Source organism: Sorangium sp. So ce590 (assembly GCF_051521365.1).
Classification (GTDB): Bacteria; Myxococcota_A; Polyangia; order Polyangiales; family Polyangiaceae; genus Sorangium.
In genome coordinates, this window is record NZ_CP150346.1 from 10,351,650 (window position 1) to 10,367,553 (window position 15,904).

Annotated in this window: 15 protein-coding genes; 11 read left to right on the top strand and 4 right to left on the bottom strand. The window is 72.3% G+C overall.

The window, feature by feature from the left end:
- Positions 1-320 precede the first annotated feature (320 nt).
- From WMF28_RS39290 to WMF28_RS39305, 4 genes are all read left to right on the top strand, one after another.
- Positions 321-1,973 (top strand): porin, encoded by a 1,653-nt coding sequence (locus WMF28_RS39290; protein ID WP_437598771.1) that lies wholly within the window; start codon positions 321-323, stop codon positions 1,971-1,973.
- 177 nt (positions 1,974-2,150) lie between these two features.
- Positions 2,151-3,434, top strand: a complete 1,284-nt coding sequence (locus WMF28_RS39295) for a penicillin-binding transpeptidase domain-containing protein (RefSeq protein WP_437598773.1) — start codon at positions 2,151-2,153, stop codon at positions 3,432-3,434.
- 483 nt (positions 3,435-3,917) lie between these two features.
- Entirely contained in the window at positions 3,918-4,169 is a 252-nt protein-coding gene (locus WMF28_RS39300; RefSeq protein ID WP_129354294.1) for a hypothetical protein, read from the top strand.
- Positions 4,170-4,475: 306 nt separating this feature from the next.
- Positions 4,476-4,658 (top strand): hypothetical protein, encoded by a 183-nt coding sequence (locus WMF28_RS39305; protein ID WP_437598774.1) that lies wholly within the window; start codon positions 4,476-4,478, stop codon positions 4,656-4,658.
- Between the two features lie 131 nt (positions 4,659-4,789).
- Here the strand turns inward: WMF28_RS39305 and WMF28_RS39310 are convergent, their stop codons facing one another.
- The 4 genes from WMF28_RS39310 to WMF28_RS39325 form a co-directional block, all read right to left on the bottom strand.
- Positions 4,790-5,296 carry a hypothetical protein gene (locus WMF28_RS39310; protein WP_437598776.1) on the bottom strand — a complete coding sequence of 169 codons (507 nt, stop codon included), beginning with the start codon at positions 5,294-5,296 and terminating at the stop codon, positions 4,790-4,792.
- Between the two features lie 60 nt (positions 5,297-5,356).
- On the bottom strand, positions 5,357-8,407 hold the full coding sequence (locus WMF28_RS39315) for a BamA/TamA family outer membrane protein (RefSeq protein ID WP_437598777.1): 3,051 nt from the start codon (positions 8,405-8,407) through the stop codon (positions 5,357-5,359).
- Between the two features lie 25 nt (positions 8,408-8,432).
- Positions 8,433-9,401, bottom strand: a complete 969-nt coding sequence (locus WMF28_RS39320; RefSeq protein ID WP_437598778.1) for a hypothetical protein — start codon at positions 9,399-9,401, stop codon at positions 8,433-8,435.
- A gap of 206 nt (positions 9,402-9,607) precedes the next feature.
- Entirely contained in the window at positions 9,608-10,597 is a 990-nt protein-coding gene (locus tag WMF28_RS39325) for a methionyl-tRNA formyltransferase (RefSeq protein WP_437598780.1), read from the bottom strand.
- On the opposite strand from WMF28_RS39325, the gene WMF28_RS39330 reads away from it, so the two are divergent.
- From WMF28_RS39330 to WMF28_RS39360, 7 genes are all read left to right on the top strand, one after another.
- Positions 10,570-11,394 (top strand): cell division ATP-binding protein FtsE, encoded by an 825-nt coding sequence (locus WMF28_RS39330; RefSeq protein ID WP_437598781.1) that lies wholly within the window; start codon positions 10,570-10,572, stop codon positions 11,392-11,394. The two genes, WMF28_RS39325 and WMF28_RS39330, sit on opposite strands and share 28 nt — an antisense overlap.
- A 43-nt stretch (positions 11,395-11,437) precedes the next feature.
- Positions 11,438-12,331: a cell division protein FtsX gene (locus WMF28_RS39335; RefSeq protein WP_437598782.1), complete on the top strand. Its 894-nt coding sequence runs from the start codon at positions 11,438-11,440 to the stop codon at positions 12,329-12,331.
- Positions 12,328-13,332: a murein hydrolase activator EnvC family protein gene (locus WMF28_RS39340; RefSeq protein ID WP_437598783.1), complete on the top strand. Its 1,005-nt coding sequence runs from the start codon at positions 12,328-12,330 to the stop codon at positions 13,330-13,332. The genes WMF28_RS39335 and WMF28_RS39340 overlap by 4 nt, the downstream gene beginning before the upstream one ends.
- Positions 13,333-13,412: 80 nt before the next feature.
- Complete coding sequence (rph, locus tag WMF28_RS39345) at positions 13,413-14,186, top strand: ribonuclease PH (RefSeq protein ID WP_437598784.1); 774 nt, start codon at positions 13,413-13,415, stop codon at positions 14,184-14,186.
- The gene (gene rdgB, locus WMF28_RS39350; protein WP_437598785.1) at positions 14,183-14,806 is read left to right on the top strand and encodes an RdgB/HAM1 family non-canonical purine NTP pyrophosphatase; all 624 of its coding nucleotides are present in this window, start codon (positions 14,183-14,185) and stop codon (positions 14,804-14,806) included. Before rph ends, rdgB begins: the two co-directional genes overlap by 4 nt.
- 106 nt (positions 14,807-14,912) lie before the next feature.
- The gene (locus WMF28_RS39355) at positions 14,913-15,281 is read left to right on the top strand and encodes an AtpZ/AtpI family protein (protein WP_437598786.1); all 369 of its coding nucleotides are present in this window, start codon (positions 14,913-14,915) and stop codon (positions 15,279-15,281) included.
- Positions 15,271-15,735: an ATP synthase subunit I gene (locus WMF28_RS39360; RefSeq protein ID WP_437598788.1), complete on the top strand. Its 465-nt coding sequence runs from the start codon at positions 15,271-15,273 to the stop codon at positions 15,733-15,735. Before WMF28_RS39355 ends, WMF28_RS39360 begins: the two co-directional genes overlap by 11 nt.
- Positions 15,736-15,904: the final 169 nt, after the last annotated feature.

Below are 15,904 nucleotides of genomic sequence, written 5' to 3' on the forward strand. Positions count from 1 at the left end.
CCCCGCCTTTGCCCCGGCGCTCCGCCGCCGGTACGTGCCGTCCTCCCATGAACGGGCCCTTGACTACACCCATCTCTCACGCGACTGTCCTGCCCGCTCGCCCTGTGACCTACACGGAATCGTAACGTCCTGGTCATAATCTCGCGGTGAAATACGAGTGGTATCGGGCGCGCGGGCGAGCCGCGCACAGGGAGAACTGCATGAGGTTAGCTACATCGGCGCTGCTGGGCATGACTGTTACGCTGTCGGGCCTTTCGGCGCTAGCACAGCCTGGGCCCCAGGGCCCAGCGCAACCGGCGCCGGCGCCGCCCGCCGACGCGGTGCCGCCCGCCGGCGCGGTGCCGCCCGCCGACGCGGTGCCGCCCGCCGACGCGGTGCCGCCGCCGCCCGCTACCGCCCCGCCGCCGGATCCGGCGCCGCCACCGGCAGCGCAGCTACCGCCTCCGCCTCCTCCTGGAGCGGCAGCGGCCGCCGCGGTGCCGCCGCCGCCGGCGCAGGTGTTCGCGCCGACCGCCGAGGCCGCGGTCGTGACGGAGCAGCAGCCGCTGGCCGGCTGGCACGGCGGCTTCTTCCTGCGGGACGCCAGCGACACCTTCCGGCTGTACCCGAAGGGGCGGATCCACCTCGATTTCGCCAGCAGCTTCGGCAGCGGGGTCTCGGACGTGAAGGCGGCCGACGGCGGGAACGCGTTGCAGCCGCGCTTCTTCGTCCGTCGTGCGCGGCTGGAGCTCGACGGCGAATTCCTGAAACGATGGTCGTTCAAGCTCGACGTCGACTTCGCCGGCCAGCCGCTCGGGAACGCCAACGGCAGGAGCGAGACCTCCGCCGCGCCGGCGGGCGCCGAGCCGACGGCCGAGACGGCGCGCTTCGCCGCGGTCCAGAGCACGAGCGCGAGCGCCTCGCTCGCCGACGTCTGGATCAACTACTCGGTCATGCCGGCGCTGAACTTCATGTTCGGACAGTTCAACTCCCCCTTCGGGATGGAGATCCAGACGAGCAGCAACAGCATCACGTTCATGGAGCGCAACATCGCGATGCGCAGCTTCGCCCACCCGGAGGGCAAGAGCATCGGGTTGATGGCGTGGGGCGACGTCGCCGACAAGATGTTCTCCTACGGCATCGGCGTGGTCGCCGGCGACGGCCAGAACCGGCCGGGCGTCGATGCGCCGCCCGATTTCATCGGCCGCGTGTTCGCCCGCCCGTTCGCCGGCGACAAGAAGGGGCTGCTCGCCAAGGCGCAGATCGGCGTCAGCGCACAGCACGGGGAGCGCGACCAGGGCTACGTGGGCTACGACTACGCGCCCATCAGGACGGGGCAGGGGTACACGCTCTGGGGCGGCGGCTACAGGGATTCGCTGCAGCGGCAGGTCCACGTCATCCCGTCGGGGGCGCAGAACGCGATCGGCGGCGAGCTCCGGCTGCCCATCAAGTGGGTCGAGCTCCGGGCCGAGGCGTATTACCTCGCGAACAACACCCGCGAGGCGGTGGAGGGCTATCAGCTCACCAACACCGAGCGGCTCGGCCAGGTGAACGGCCTCGCGTGGTACGTGCAGCTGTCCGCATGGCCCGTGGGCGACGCTTTCGTCACCGGCGACCCCGGGTACAGCCCGCGCCCCGCGAAGGTCGATCTGGCGAAGGAGCCCGAGAAGCCGAGGTCGGGGCTCGAGGTCGCGGCGCTGCTCGCGGGGATCCATGCGACGTACGACGGCGCGTCCCGCCACGGCAGCACGCACGACGAGAACACGCCGGGCGCCGAGGGCGGGCCGGGCACCGACCTCAAGGTCATGCAGCTCGGCCTCGGCGCCAACTACTGGCATACAAAGAACGTGCGGCTCAGCGTGAATTACAACGCCTACCTGACGCCGGGCAGCGGCTCGGACGAGAACCTCCTCCGGGTGCCGGGCAACACCTTGAAGCGGGCCGACGCGCACGCGCTGCACGAGCTCGGCGCCCGGCTCGGCCTGTCGTTCTAGCCCCGCAGCGCCGCCCTCTCCGCCGCGGCCGGCGCTCCGGCCGCGGCCCTCGATCGTTTGCCCTCAAACGAAATTTGCCGCCAGGGCATCTTGGGCGCGCGGCCCGCGGGACGCAGGCAGGCGGATGGGGCGCCTCAATTTTGGCCCAGGGCACCGCAGCAGGGTACCCGTCGGGCCATGCGCGAGATGCGTCAGTGGATCGCCGTCGGTGCAGCGGTGGGGCTCGTGGCCGTGACCCTCCCCATGCTGCGCGAGCACGACGTAGAGCTCGGAGGGCTGCTCGCCAAGAAGACGATCGCCGGCGCGCCGAAGATCACACGGACCGTGACGCCGCCGCCGCTCACGGACCTTGACCTCACGCGCATCGACGACCGGAGGAGCCCGCCGACGGCGCCGGCGCACACCGGCCGCGTCGCGGAGCTGACCCTCGACCCGATGTACCAGCGCGCGGCGATCGGCTTCCTGCGGGCAGGCCAGGTCCCGGAGGGCGCGGTCGTGATGACCGATATCCGCACCGGGAAGGTGCTCGTCTGGGCGAGCTACGTGCACGAGGGCGCGCTGCACGACGTCGCCGCCGAGGCCACCGCGCCGTCGGCGAGCATCTTCAAGGTCGTGACCGGCACCGCCCTCATGGAGGCCGGCCTGAGCCCGAGCACGAAGCAGTGTTATTCGGGCGGCGAGCACTCGATCCGGCCGGCCGACATGATCGACAACAAGCGACGCGACAAGTACTGCGCGACGCTCACGCAGGCGATGGGCCGGAGCATCAACACGGTGTTCGCGCGGCTCGCCGCCAAGAACCTCGACCACGAGAAGCTCGGCGCCGTGGCCGCGAAGCTCGGATGGGGACAGGACACGCCGTTCGACGTCAAGATCGCGGCGAGCACGATCTCGCTGCCGGAGGACGACCTCGGCTTCGCGCGCACCGCGGCCGGCTTCTGGAACACGACGCTGTCGCCGTTCCAGGGGGCGAACCTGGCGACCATCGTCGCCAACGGCGGCGAGATGATCCGGCTCCACGTCGTGTCGAGCGTGAAGGACGAAATCGGCGAGATCTACCAGGGCGCGAGCGAGCGGCAGGTGCTCAAGCGGGTGATGGACGAGAGCACGGCGAGCGCGGTCACCGCGATGATGGAAGCGACGGTGGATAACGGCACGAGCTACCGCTCGTTCCACGATCGCAACGGTCGCGCCTACCTCCCGGATATCCGCGTCGCCGGCAAGACCGGGACGCTCACGAAGCCGGGGCCCGAGGGGCCCTTCTACACCTGGTTTGTCGGCTTCGCCCCGAGCCGCAAACCGGAGGTCGCGATCTCCGTGATGGTCGCCAACGCCCCGAAATGGCGAGTGAAAGCGACAAACGTCGCGTGCGACATGCTCCGCACCTACTTCGCGGACAAGGGCGCGCCCGGCGTGACCGATCCGAGCAACCGGGCCAGCTCCACCGCCCATCGGCGATGACGCGGACACCTGGGCGAGCCGCTGAGCCGCGATGCGCCAGGCCCGACCTGGCGCGCTACGCGGCGCAGCAGCGGCCGAGCACAGGGAGGAGCGCCCGGACCGAGGCGACGCGACCGCCAGCGCGGCCCGACCGGGCTGGATGTCAGACAAACCACGCCGTGGGCTGCGTGACCCTGCCTCAAGGCTGAGATCGTTCGCCAGAATTCCGCCCTGAGCGCGATCCGGCGATGATGACGCGCGGTCGATGTGCCTGCTCGACGGCTGGCAGGGTTTGCAGGACCGTTGTACGCCCGCGAGGACGATCGATTTATAGAACTTTTCCGCCCAGGACCGGCCCCCCACCACCTGCTCGCCGTCCGCGGTGCGAAGGTCCGGGCCGCTCCGATGCAGCCGGACACCCTGGGCCAGGGTGGGACCTAGTTGCGAGGGCTGCTGCTTGTGCAGCTTGTGCTCGGCCGAGATCTGCGTGCTAGCATCTCTGTTGTGCAGGTTGTGCTCCGCAAGCTCGGCCGGGGATCGCGCGCAGTCGTTGGCCGGCTCGTCCGTGCACCACGGAAAGGCTCGGTCATCGTCATCGAGTTCTCCGACGGAATGCATGAATACGTGACGACGCCGGTCAAGCGCGTGTTGCGTCTCGCCGGGCGCGAAGTCTTCTACATAGAGACCGTGAACTCCCGGTACCGCCTCGAGGTGCGCGGCCGCGAGGTCGCGCTGGACGGCGCGGTCGGCGGCTGAGCGCAGCCGGATGCGCCTGGAGCCGCGCGAACCCCGCGCCTGATGTAACGGCCCGCAGCCCTGCGCCCTGCGAACCACGGCTTGCCAACGGGCGGCCTGCCGGAGCGCCCTACTGCACACTCGTCTAGCGCAAGAACTGCGTTTCCGAGCGCATTGCCCCTTGCGCTTCCATTCGCGCTTGGGCAAAGTCCCGCTCCCTTTGAGGGGCCCCGCGGTAGGCCATCCACCGGTGCAGGATGGGGCTCGCCTGGCGAGCTGTCGTCACGATGCCGCGCCCGCGCCCCGACCGTGAGGAGATTGAAGCAGATGGGCAAGCGCGATCGCCGCCAGTCGATGAAGATGAAGCGCCGCAAGGCGCAGACGGCCAAGAAGGAACGCGCCAAGCGCAGCAAGCTGTCGCGGGCCACGACCGAGGTCGCCGGCAAGGCGAAGAAGCCCCGCGCCTCCAAGGGCGCCGCCGCTCCCGCGAGCCCTTCGCCGGCTTCCTGACGGGTGCATGGCCGGTCCGCCGGCCACACGCGGGGCCGCCGCTGCGGAGCGGCCCGAGCGATCACCGATGTCCCGCCCGCGCCGCGCTGTCCCAGCGCACGGCCTAGAGTCGCCCGGTCCAGCGGCGGCGCTCACTCATCACGAATGACACGCGTGTGGAGGCTCAGGCCGGGTTGCCGGTCCGGGTCGCTCGCGCTCGTCGCCTCGCCGGCTGCCTTCTCCTGCGGCGGGGGCTCGCCGAGGAGCCCGGTGTCGCCGCTTCGTCGCTCCTCGCCGACCAGCTCCCAGTGGCCTCGCTCGTCGCGCCAGCGCTGCGCGACCCGGGTGGCGCGGACCGTGGCCTCGTCGTTCCGCAGCCAGAGGACATCGAGGTAGACCTCGGCCTCGTCGCGCTGGGTCATCTCGAAGCCGCCGAACTCCACGTCGACGACCCGGAGGCGCGTGCCCCAGTCCGCGTGGCGGCTCATGAAGTCCTGGCGCGCCTTCGACCCGACGCGCTCGAGCGCCACATCCATGCGGCCGAACCGGGCCGCCGTGTTCATCTCGAGCGCCGCCTCGGTGAGGCGCTGGGAGCTGCTCGGGACGATGCCGCAGCCGGCGAGGTGGACGAGGCTCAGGGCGAGGAGGAAGCGGCGCATGGCCGAGCACCGTGGGCGAAGGGGTCGGCACGGGCAAAGTTTCCGGCCGGCGCGCGGCGCTCAGAACGAGTTCGTCGCGACGAAGTAGAGCTGGCCGCCGGGGATCGCGAGCGGGCTCAGGCCGTACGCGTACCCGAAGCGCAGCTGCGAAGAGAGGAAGTACCCGAGCGTCAGGCTCAGCCACACCTCGCCGCCGATCGAGGTGTGCAGCTGCGGCGAGTAGAGCAGGCTCTTCTGCGTGAAGAGCGCGATGTCGTCCGTCTCGAAGCGGTTGAATGCGCCGCCGTGGTCGAGGAAGACGCTCGCGTCGATGCGGCGCAGGTAGAGCGGCAGCGTCGAGAGGCCGCGATCGGGCTGCAGGAGGGGCACGCGGTACTCGAACGTCTGCGAGAAGTACGAGCGACCCGCCATCACGCCCGGCGCATAGCCGCGGAGCGTGAACGAGCTATTCGTGACCCCGGTGAGCAGGGTGTCGACGAGCGTGAGGTTCTCGAGATCGTACCCGCCGACCGCGTAGGTGGCGCCGCGAGAGAAGTTGCCGCCGGAGACCGCCCCGGCGACGCGGAATGCGAGGGTGTGGTCGCCGGACCAGGGCATCGCGACGTACGCGCTGAGGGCCGTCGAGAACGCGTAGGTCGTATAGCTGCTGGCCGTCTCCGGGCCGGCGTAATCGAGGCCAGCGTTGAGCGAGAGCCCGCGCCGCGCGCCGGCAGCGTCGATCGAGCCCTCGGCGTTCGAGAACCCATAGCCGATGTGCGCGAGGTTCAGCGTGCCCTGCGGCGGGAGGACGGTCCGGGGCGCGTACGGGTCAAGCTTGTTGCCGATGGGGAGCTGCCCCTTGAAGGCGACGCTGCTGAACGATGCGCTCAGGTTCTGCCGCGAGAACTCGCCGCGGATCGGGTAGCTGACGCCCGAGACGATCCCGATCGATCGCTCGTCGTAGGTGACGTTGCGGCCGTTGATGCGGTAGCCGCTGCGCGGCGACATGGCGTAGTACGCGCGGACGCCGAGATCGATGGGCAACCGCCCGTAGGTGTACCCGAAGAGGACGGTCGGGGCCGGCGCGTCCGGCTGCACGGTGAGCTCGCCGAAGACCCCGTGGCGACCGACGATGTCGGAGCCGGTCACGCTCACGGTCAGCGCGTTCGATCCATAGCTCCCGGGCGCGTAGTCGAGCGTGATCGCGCGCGGCGCGAGCGTCGGAAACGGGCTGTAGGGGGAGCGATCGAGCCGCACCGCCGAGGGCTCGGTCGCGGGATCGGGGCGGTCGGTCGGGGGCGGCGGCGCCGGGAGGAAGCGCGCCGGGTCGAGCGGCATGACGAAGAGGTCGTGGCCGCGGGAGGTATATCCGACATAGACAAGCGTCTTTCCATCGGGGCTGATCGCCGGATGGAAGGCCCCGAGTCTGACGTTGGTGACCTGCCGCAGCGTGCCGGCCGAGAGCGCGTAGGCGTAGACGTTGTGGATGCCGGTGCGGTCGGAGGTGAAATAAAGCGTCTCGCCGTCGGGCGACCAGACCGGGCTCATCTCGGTGGCGCGATCGCGCGTCACCTGGCGGTAGCTGCCTGTGGCGACGTCCACCACGCGGATGTCGCGGTAGCCGCCGGCGGTCCAGACGCTGTAGGCGAGGCGCTTGCCGTCGGGAGAGAACGACGGGGAGTAGGCCTGCTCGAAGCGTGCGCTCGGCACGAGATCGCGCCGCTCCGAGAGCGTGCCGTCCCGGGAGAGCCGCGCGATCTCCAGGTAGCGGGTGCCCTTGCTGTTGAGCGAGAAGGCGACGAGATCTCCGGTCGGGCTCACGTCGGGGGCCGAGGATCGGAGGCCGCGCGTCAGCCGGCGCCGCGCGGGCTCGTCGCCGTCGGGCGCCTCTTCGCCGCGCGGGAGGAAGACCAGGTCGTGTCGATAGTACTGATTGCGCCACGGCATGAGGGCCGTGAAGATCAGGTCGCCGGCCGGCGTGAACGCCGGTCGCGAGGCCGCGTTGGTGCGCGCGACAAGCGCCTCCTGGCGCTCGGCCCCGGGCGCGGGCGCGGCGAGCGAGAGGCGGTAGATGCCGGGGCGGGTGCGGCCGTCGTCGCGGAAGTAGACGATCTCGTCCGCCGCGGTCCGGCGCGCGACGGGCGGAACGAACCGCGGGTAATAGACGGTGCGGCCGTGATGGGTGAGCCGCGTGCCTTCGCGGAGGCCGCGCGCCTCGACGGCCGCCAGCTGCTCCCGGTAGAGCCGGCGGAGGTGGTCCTTCCAGCCCTCGTAGAGCTCGACGTAGGTCTTGCCGGTCACGCGGCGGACGGCGCGGTTGATCCCCCACGGGATGAGCGACGCGCCGTAGTCGGCGGAGACGGCGCGCATCGTGTTGGGCCCGTAGACGTCGATGATCCAGCCCAGGAACCTCGATCCGTAGAGGTACCAGAGGGTGCCCTGCGGCCAGCGGAACGGGGAGCTCGAGATCTGATCGAGCCCCGCGATGTTGTCGTCGAGCACGTCGGCGCGCAGGTACATGTCGAACGTGGTCGAGCGCATCCGGCCGCCGCTCGTGTGGTTGCTCTCGCTCACGACGGCGAGCCCCTCGATGATCCACCGCGGCTGCACCTGGTTCGGCGAGAACGACTTGCCCACGATCGCGTTCAGGATCGCGGGGATCCCGGAGGTGTTGTCGATGTGCGCGATGTGCGTGAACTCGTGCGTGAGCAAGTCGAGGTACCAGTCGTCGTAGTCGCCGAGCGTCGACATGTCCTCGGGCCCCGACACGAGGAGGTGGATCGCGTTGTAGGGGAGCGTGCCGGCCGATCCGTTCGCGTTCTCCGAGTCGTCGGTGATCACGATCTCGGTGCGGCCCTGCGGGGCGTAGCCGAGCGTGTGCTCGACGCGTCCGTAGATCGTCTCGGCGAGCGAGGCGATGCGCGCCGCGATGGGCTCGAGACCCTGCGGATGGTGCACGCGGAAGTGCGCGGTCTCGAAGGTCCAGAACGCGAGATCGGGGTCGCCTGTCGCCCGGGCAGGACGCGGCGCGAGGAGCAGCAGCGCCGCGAGGGCGACGGAGGAGAGGACGGAGGCTACGCGGTGGAGCGACCGGCTCGCTCGCGAGCCGGGGCGCGCGGTAGAACGATTCACCAGAGATCGAGGCGACGTTGCGGCGTCAGAGGTCGTCGTAGAAGAGCGGCTCCCTGTTGCGCGTGAACCGGGAGACGAGCTGGCGGCCCTCCGCCGAGATCTGCGTGATCCTGGCGCCGAAGCCCGGCTCGGCCGAGTCCTTCGAACCGCCGGCCTCGCGCGTCCACCGGACCGTCGCCAGCGCGGCGAACTCGTAGTCGCCCGGCAGGCGGACACGCAGGCTCACGACGGAGCCGGTCGGCGGGATCTTGTAGGTCGCAACGAAGATGCCCCCGTGCTCGATGACATCGTTGCCAGCGAGGCCCTTGTAAAAATTCGACGGGGTCAAAGCGCCGAGCTCGACGTCGACGACGGCGGCGGGCGTGCGGTTGTCGACAGACGGCTGCGTGGCCTGGGGCGGCGGTGCTCGGCGCGCGTCCGCAGCCGGGCGGGAGGCGGCCGGGTGAGCGGGCGGGGCGGGCGCCGGCACATGCCGTGACGGCTGCGGCGAGGGCAGCGTCTGCTGGAGGGGCGCGGGGGCGGCCACCGCGACGGGCGCAGGGGCGGCCACCGCGACGGGCGCAGCGGCCACCACCGCGACGGGCGCAGGGGCGGCCACCGCGACGGGCGCAGGGGCGGCCACCGCGACGGGCGCAGGGGCGGCCACCGCGACGGGCGCAGGGGCGGCCACCGCGACGGGCGGCGGTGCCACCGCGACGGGCGCAGGGGCGGCCACCGCGACGGACGCAGGGGCGGCCACCGGAGCCGGCGCTGCGGCGGCCTGCGCTCTGCTCAGCGCGTGCACCTTGCTCAGCGAGGAGGCGACGTGATCCATCAACACATCGATCACCGGATCCGCCACCGTGATCCCCTGCAGACGGTTCAGGACGTCGCGCACGTGGGCGAGCGCGATCTCGCTGCCGTCGAGGGTCTGCCCCCCGGAGCGCTCGATGCGGTGCATGATGCCCATCGCCTGCGCAATCGGCTCGGCGAGCGCCTCGATTTCCGGCGACACTCCCCCGTTCGACTGGAGCGCATTGAGCGCCGATGCAAGCAGTTCGCGGGCGCTTTTCGCAAGCTGCGCGGGTTCCGACATGAATCCTCCGAGGGGCGCATCCTACGCGGTCGCGCGCGCGTAGGTTCAGGATTCGATGGCCCGCGCGCCGGCCAGGCGACCCCGCCGGCGCCAACGCCGCCTGCCGAGCGCGCCCCGGCCGGCGGTCACCCGCTCGGCGCCCCCGACGCGCCCGACGAAACGAGCGCCGCGAGCTCGCCCGCCGACGCCGGCTCGCCATCGATCTCCCCCTCCAGCAGCGCGACGGCCGTGTCGCCGGTCCGCACGAGGACCACCCCGCCCTCAGCCACCGCCTCGCCCGGCGCGAGCGCCTCGGGGAACCTCGGCGCCGGCGCCGCCCGCAGCACAATGACGCAGACGCCCTCGATTTCGGTCCACGCCCCCGGCGCCGGCGCGAGGGCGCGGACGTGCCGCAGCACGCGCTCGGTCGGCCAGGTCCAGCAGATGGCGCACGCCTCGTCGTCCGGCGCGGGCGCCTCCGTCGCGAGCGCCGGATCCTGAGCGACGCCAGCCACCTCCTCGCCGCGCGCGAACCGGGCGACCGTACGTCGCAGGACGCGCAGGCTCGGCCGGTCCAGGGCGCGGGCGAGCTGCCACGCGGTCCACGCCGGATCGATGAGGAGCCTCTCCTGCTCCAGGATGTCGCCGGTGTCGTACTCCGCCTCGATCCGGTGCGCCGTGACGCCGCTCTCGGCGTCGCCCGAGGCGATCGCCCAGAAGGTCGGATCCGGCCCGCGATGACGCGGGAGCAGCGAGGGGTGCACGCCGATGCCGCCGAGCCGCGCCGCCGTCACGAGCGACATCGGCAGGCGCGTGGTCCAGAACCAGCTGACGAGGAGGTCGGGCGCGAGCGCCTCGACGCGCGACCCGAGCTCGGGGCGCCCGACGTCGGGGCGCAAGAGGAGGCGCGCGCCGAAGAGCCGTCGGGCGCGGCGGAGCCCCACCGCGTCGGCGCGGCTGATCGCGGCCAGGGCGATCTCGTGGCCGTCGCCGTGGAGCAGCAGCGCGGCCAGCGGGAGGCCGAAAAAGACGACCCGGAGAGGACGCTCGCCCGGGCGTCGGCCGAAAAGTTTTCCGTGTCCGAGCAGGCTGATAGGTGAAGGGTCCGATGGCGGCGCCCCCTCCGCAAGGCTCATTTCGTCCGGCGCTCCGGCCCGGTCACCGCTACGACGCGTCCGCCGCGCGACGGCCAATCCTCGTCTTCGAGGACGTATATAAGTCCTACCGCGCGGATCAGCCGGTGCTCCGCGGGATGTCGCTGTCGATCGAGCGAGGCGAGTTCGTGTTCATCACCGGCCCGAGCGGCTCGGGCAAGAGCACGCTCCTCCGGCTCGTGCACCGCACCGAGCGCGTCGACGACGGCCGGATCCTGTTCCTCGGCCGGGACATCGCGCGCCTGACCGACGCGTCGATCCCCGCGCTCCGGCGCAATATCGGCTTCGTGTTCCAGGATTTCAAGCTGGTCCCGAGCTGGACGGTCTTCGACAACGTGGCGATCGCGCTCGAGGTGCTCGGCCTCCCGTCGCGCCTGCTCCGGACCCGGGTAGGCGAGGCGCTCGAGCGTGTCGGTCTGTCGGGACGCGGCGGTGACCGGGCGCAGGTGCTGAGCGGCGGCGAGCAGCAGCGCGTCGCGATCGCGCGGGCGATCGTCGGGGAGCCGGCGCTGATCCTCGCGGACGAGCCCACGGGCAACCTCGACCCGCAGCTCGCGATCGATCTGCTCGGGCTGTTCGAGGACATCCACGAGATCGGCACGACGGTCCTGTTCGCGACGCACGACCGAACGCTGCTCGACGTGCGCCCGCGGCGCGTCGTGGTGCTCGACGACGGGAAGGCGACGGACGTGCCGCACGGCCTCGGGTCCGGCGGCGAGCTCGTCGGCGGCGGCGACGACGAGGACGAGATGGACAGCGGCGTGCGCGGCGCTGCGTAGCGCCGAGCGCTCCGCCTCATGCGACGGGGATAAAGGGAACGGGATGCAGACCAGCGAGCGTGACGATGGGCGGAGATGGCTTCGCACCTGGCGGGCCGGGAGGAGCGACTGGCGCCTGCAGGCGCTGTCGATCTTCTCGCTCGCGGTTGCATTCGTCTGCCTCGCGTCGGCCCTCCTCGTGGTCACGAACCTCATGGCCGTGCGCGATCGCTGGTCGCGCGCGGGCCGCGCCACGATCTACCTGCTCGACAGCGCGACCGAGGCGGAGACCGCGGAGCTCACCCGCGCGCTCGAGCGCACGGAGGGGGTCAAGAAGGTCCGGCTCGTGACGAGCGCCGAGGCGCGCCGCGAGGTGGTGCACGACGACGGCGACAAGGCCCTCGCCGCGCTGCCCCTGAGCGCGTTCCCCGCGTCCCTCGAGGTCGGCTTCACCGAGGAGATCTCCGACGAGGCGCTCGCGTCGATGACCGTGAAGCTGCGCGCCCTGCCGGCCGTGGACACGGTGGAGACCTACCAGCGCTGGACGGAGCGGCTCTCGTCGCTCCTCGGCGGCGGCGTGGCCGCGAGCACCTGCCTCGCGGCGATCGTCCTCTGCGCCGTCGTCAGCGTCATCGGCTCGACGATGCGCCTCCTCTTGCACCGCCGGAAGATCGAGGTCGAGGTGCTGAAGCTCGTCGGCGCGACCGACGGCTTCGTGCGTCGGCCGTTCATCGTCGAGGGCGCGACGCAAGGCGCGGCCGGCGCGGCCGGCGCGCTGCTGATGCTGGGCGCGCTGTTCATGATGGTGCGGGGCCGCTTCGATCACGAGCTCGCCAACCTGCTCGGCGTCTCGCCGTCGTTCCTGCCCTGGCCGGTCGCGCTCGGGATGGTCGCCCTCGGCGCCACGCTCGGCGCCGCGACCGCGGTGCTCACGCTGCGCAAGATGGTGGCCGTGTGAGGCGCCGCGCCCGGCTCGCGCCGATCGCGCTGGCGCTCCTGACCGGCGCGGCGACCAGCGGCGCCGAGATCTCGGCGGCCCCCCCGTCCTCCGTGGGGACGCGGGCCGCGGCGCCGGCGGCGCGCCCGAGCTCGGCGCTGGCGGAGAACGATCTCGACCGGCTGCTCGCGAAGCTCGACGCCGAGGAGAAGTCGCTGCGCGCGGAGCTCGACTCCATCGGCCCCGCGCTCGATCTCACCCGCCGCCGGATGGTCGCGCGCGGCCGCGCATACTACCGCCACATCCGCGCCGGCTTCCTCCCGGTGGGCGGCGGGTTCGACGCGCTGGTCGACCACGCCGCCCGCGTGGAGCGCACCCGGCTCGCCTTGGAGCGTGACCTCGCCCGCGAGGCCGAGCTGACCCGGCGCAGCGCCGAGCTCGCGGATCGGCTCACGCACCTCGGCGCGGAGCGCGCGCCCCTCGAGGTGCACCGCGAGGCGATGAACCGCGCGCGGGTCGCGCTGGCCCAGGAGGAGGAGCGCCGCGCCGCGTTCGGGCGCGCGTTCGAGACGAGCGTGCGCCCCGACTACCTCGCGATCTACGGCGCGGACACCGGGCCCGCCGAGCTCGATCGCCGCGCCGGCTTCCGCTCGCTCCTGGGTCGGCTCCCCTTCCCGATCGCCGGCCGCGCGGAGGTGCGCAAGGTGTCGCGCCGCGGCGCCGGCGGGCCCGGCGTCGAGCTCACCGCGCTGGACGGCGCGCCGGTCCGCAGCGTGGCCGCGGGGCGGGTGGCCTTCGCCGACACCTACGCGGACTACGGGCTCACCGTGATCGTCGATCACGGCGAGCGGCACTACTCGGTGTACGCGAGCCTCGGCGCCGTGGACGTGCGCGCCGGCGATCAACTCCCGGGCGGGGCGCGGGTGGGCACGGTCGCGAGCGGGCCGGACGGCGCGAAGCTCTACTTCGAGCTGCGTCGCGGCGCCGACGTGATCGACCCGGGCCCCTGGTTCGGGATGTAGCGCCGCCGGGCCGCAGGGCGCCTCGCGCGCCGCCGCGAGGCGAGCCCGTGCGTCGCCCGAGTTGTGCTAAGGCGGCCCTCGTGAATCGCCCTGACGGCCGCGCCCTCGACGCCCACCGCCCCGTGGAGATGATCCTCGGGTTCCACCGCAACGCCGAGGGCTCCGTCCTCTACCGCGCCGGGAGGACGGTCGTGCTCTGCACGGCGTCGGTCGAGCCCACGGTGCCCGCCTGGATGATGGGCAAGGGCAAGGGCTGGCTCACGGCCGAGTACCAGATGCACCCGCGATCGAGCCCGGTCCGCAGGGAGCCGCGCGACGGGCGGGGCAAGGCCCCGAGCGGGCGCACGCAGGAGATCCAGCGGCTCATCGGGCGCGCGCTCCGGGCGGCGATCGATCCGAAGCAGCTCGGCGAGCAGACGATCACGATCGACTGCGACATCCTCGAGGCGGACGGGGGCACGCGGACCGCGTCGATCACCGCCGGGTTCGTGGCGCTCGCGCTGGCGCTCGACCGGATGCGCGCGGCCGGGTCGCTCGAGGGGCCGGTGCTCCGCGATCAGGTGGCGGCGATCAGCGTGGGCCACCTTCCGGGCGGGCTCGCCCTCGATCTCGTGTACACCGAGGACAGCGCGGCGCGCGTCGACATGAACGTCGTGGCGACGGCGGTCGGCTCGGTCGTCGAGGTCCAGGCGACGGCCGAGGACGAGGCCATCCCCCGGACGGAGCTCGACAGCATGATCGACCTCGCGCTCGCGGGCGTGGCGTCGCTCGCGAGCGCGCAGCACCGCGCGCTGAGCGACGCCGGCGTCGAGCTCTCCGCGCTATTCCAGACGGACCACTGGAGGGTCGCGTGAGCCGGGAGCCGCTGCGCCTGCTCGCCGCGACCTCGAACCGGGGGAAGCTCGCCGAGCTGCGATCGCTGCTCGCCGATCTCCCGATCGAGGTGCTCTCGCTGGCGGAGGTGCTGCCGGACGCGCCGCCGGTGGTCGAGGACGGCGCGACGTTCCTGGACAACGCGCTCCTCAAGGTGCGCGCCGGCGCGCTCCGATCGCAGATGGTGACGCTCGCCGAGGACTCGGGGCTCGAGGTGGACGCGCTCGGCGGCCGGCCGGGCGTGCGGTCCGCCCGCTTCGCGGGGGAGAGCGCGACCGACGCGGAGAACAACGAGGCGCTGCTCTCGGCGCTCGCGCACATGGCCGACGACCCCCGTCGAGCGCGCTTCCGTTGCGTGATGGTGCTGCTCGATCCGCGGTCGGAAGAGCAACCCGTCGTGACCGAAGGGCGCTGCGAGGGATGGATCGGCCGAGAGCCCAGGGGTACGGGCGGCTTCGGCTACGACCCGCTGTTCGTCGTGGAAGCGTACGGACGGACGATGGCCGAGCTCGACGAGGCCGAGAAGAACCGCGTGAGCCACCGCGGCAGGGCCGCGCAGGCGATGCGATCCGCGCTCGAGGCGCTGGTCGCGCGGCGGTAGGCGGTGCGCCTCCGGCGGAGGCGCCCGACGGCGGTTGACCCCGTCCGGGACCGCTTGTAATCGCGACCGGAGGCACCCAGGTACCACCGGGTGATCGGATCCCCTGATGAAGCAGGATTGGAAGGCCGTCGGAAGCTACGGGACCGTCGGTCTCGAGGTGGTGCTTTGCATCATGCTCGGCCTGTTCGTCGGCCGCTGGCTCGACGCGAAGCTCGGGACGGATCCGTTCCTCTCGGTGCTCTGGTTCTTCTTCGGCCTCGGCGCCGCCGGCAAGGCGGTCCACCGGGCGTGGAAGGAGATGCAGATCGCTGCTGCGAGGGAGGAGCGCGAGCAAGGGAACCCCGCGCCGATGTTCGACGACCGCAAGGCGCGACAGGACGAGCGCGCGCCGGACGGCGACCGCCGGGCGGACTCGAGCGATGTCGTCCCCTACCCCGACGAGCGGCCGCCCGCGAAGGAGCACGATGAGCGCTGAGCGAAGACCCGAGACGCGCGACGGCGAGCCGCCGCACGAGGAGCCCGACGCAGACGGACCGCCCGGCCTCGGGGACGCGACGATGCGGGCCGTGCTCCGCTGGGTCGCCGGCACCGCCGCGGTCCTGTCCGTGGCCGCGCTGCTCGCGTACGGCGCGCGCGCGGCGCTCGGCGTCGGCATCGGGGGCGCCATCGCCACGGCGAACCTGTACGTCTTCGCGCGCATCGTCGACGCGTTCCTCTCGCGCAGGGGCCACACCGTCTCGTGGACGCTGATCGCGATGGTGAAGCTCACCGGCCTGATGGGCGGCGTCTGGCTCATCCTGAAGAGCGATCTCGTCTCGGGGGTCGCCCTGATGGTCGGCTACGCCTCGCTCGTGGTCGGCATCAGCCTCGGGACCCTGTTCGGGCCGAAGCCCCCGGCAGACGGGGCCCCGCCGAGCGCTCGCCGCTGAGCCCCCGCGGCGACCGGCGCCGCCGCGAGCGACCCGCGCGCGATGCGACGGCGACTCGGCGCGCTCCGGGGTGCCCACCGTGAAGGAGTTGTGGTAGAGGCGAGGCCCCCTCGACCGAGGGCGGACTCCCCCAAGGCGCGCCGGCGCGCGCGGCCGTGCCGGCACAGCC

Bases quoted from the DNA above. Each gene is read 5' to 3' on its own strand.
- WMF28_RS39295 (WP_437598773.1), top strand. From the start codon at position 2,151: ATGCGCGAGATGCGTCAGTGGATCGCCGTCGGTGCAGCGGTGGGGCTC.
- WMF28_RS39305 (WP_437598774.1), top strand. From the start codon at position 4,476: ATGGGCAAGCGCGATCGCCGCCAGTCGATGAAGATGAAGCGCCGCAAG.
- WMF28_RS39310 (WP_437598776.1), bottom strand. From the start codon at position 5,296: ATGCGCCGCTTCCTCCTCGCCCTGAGCCTCGTCCACCTCGCCGGCTGC.
- WMF28_RS39330 (WP_437598781.1), top strand. From the start codon at position 10,570: ATGGCGGCGCCCCCTCCGCAAGGCTCATTTCGTCCGGCGCTCCGGCCC.
- WMF28_RS39325 (WP_437598780.1), bottom strand. From the start codon at position 10,597: ATGAGCCTTGCGGAGGGGGCGCCGCCATCGGACCCTTCACCTATCAGC.
- WMF28_RS39335 (WP_437598782.1), top strand. From the start codon at position 11,438: ATGCAGACCAGCGAGCGTGACGATGGGCGGAGATGGCTTCGCACCTGG.
- WMF28_RS39355 (WP_437598786.1), top strand. From the start codon at position 14,913: ATGAAGCAGGATTGGAAGGCCGTCGGAAGCTACGGGACCGTCGGTCTC.
- WMF28_RS39360 (WP_437598788.1), top strand. From the start codon at position 15,271: ATGAGCGCTGAGCGAAGACCCGAGACGCGCGACGGCGAGCCGCCGCAC.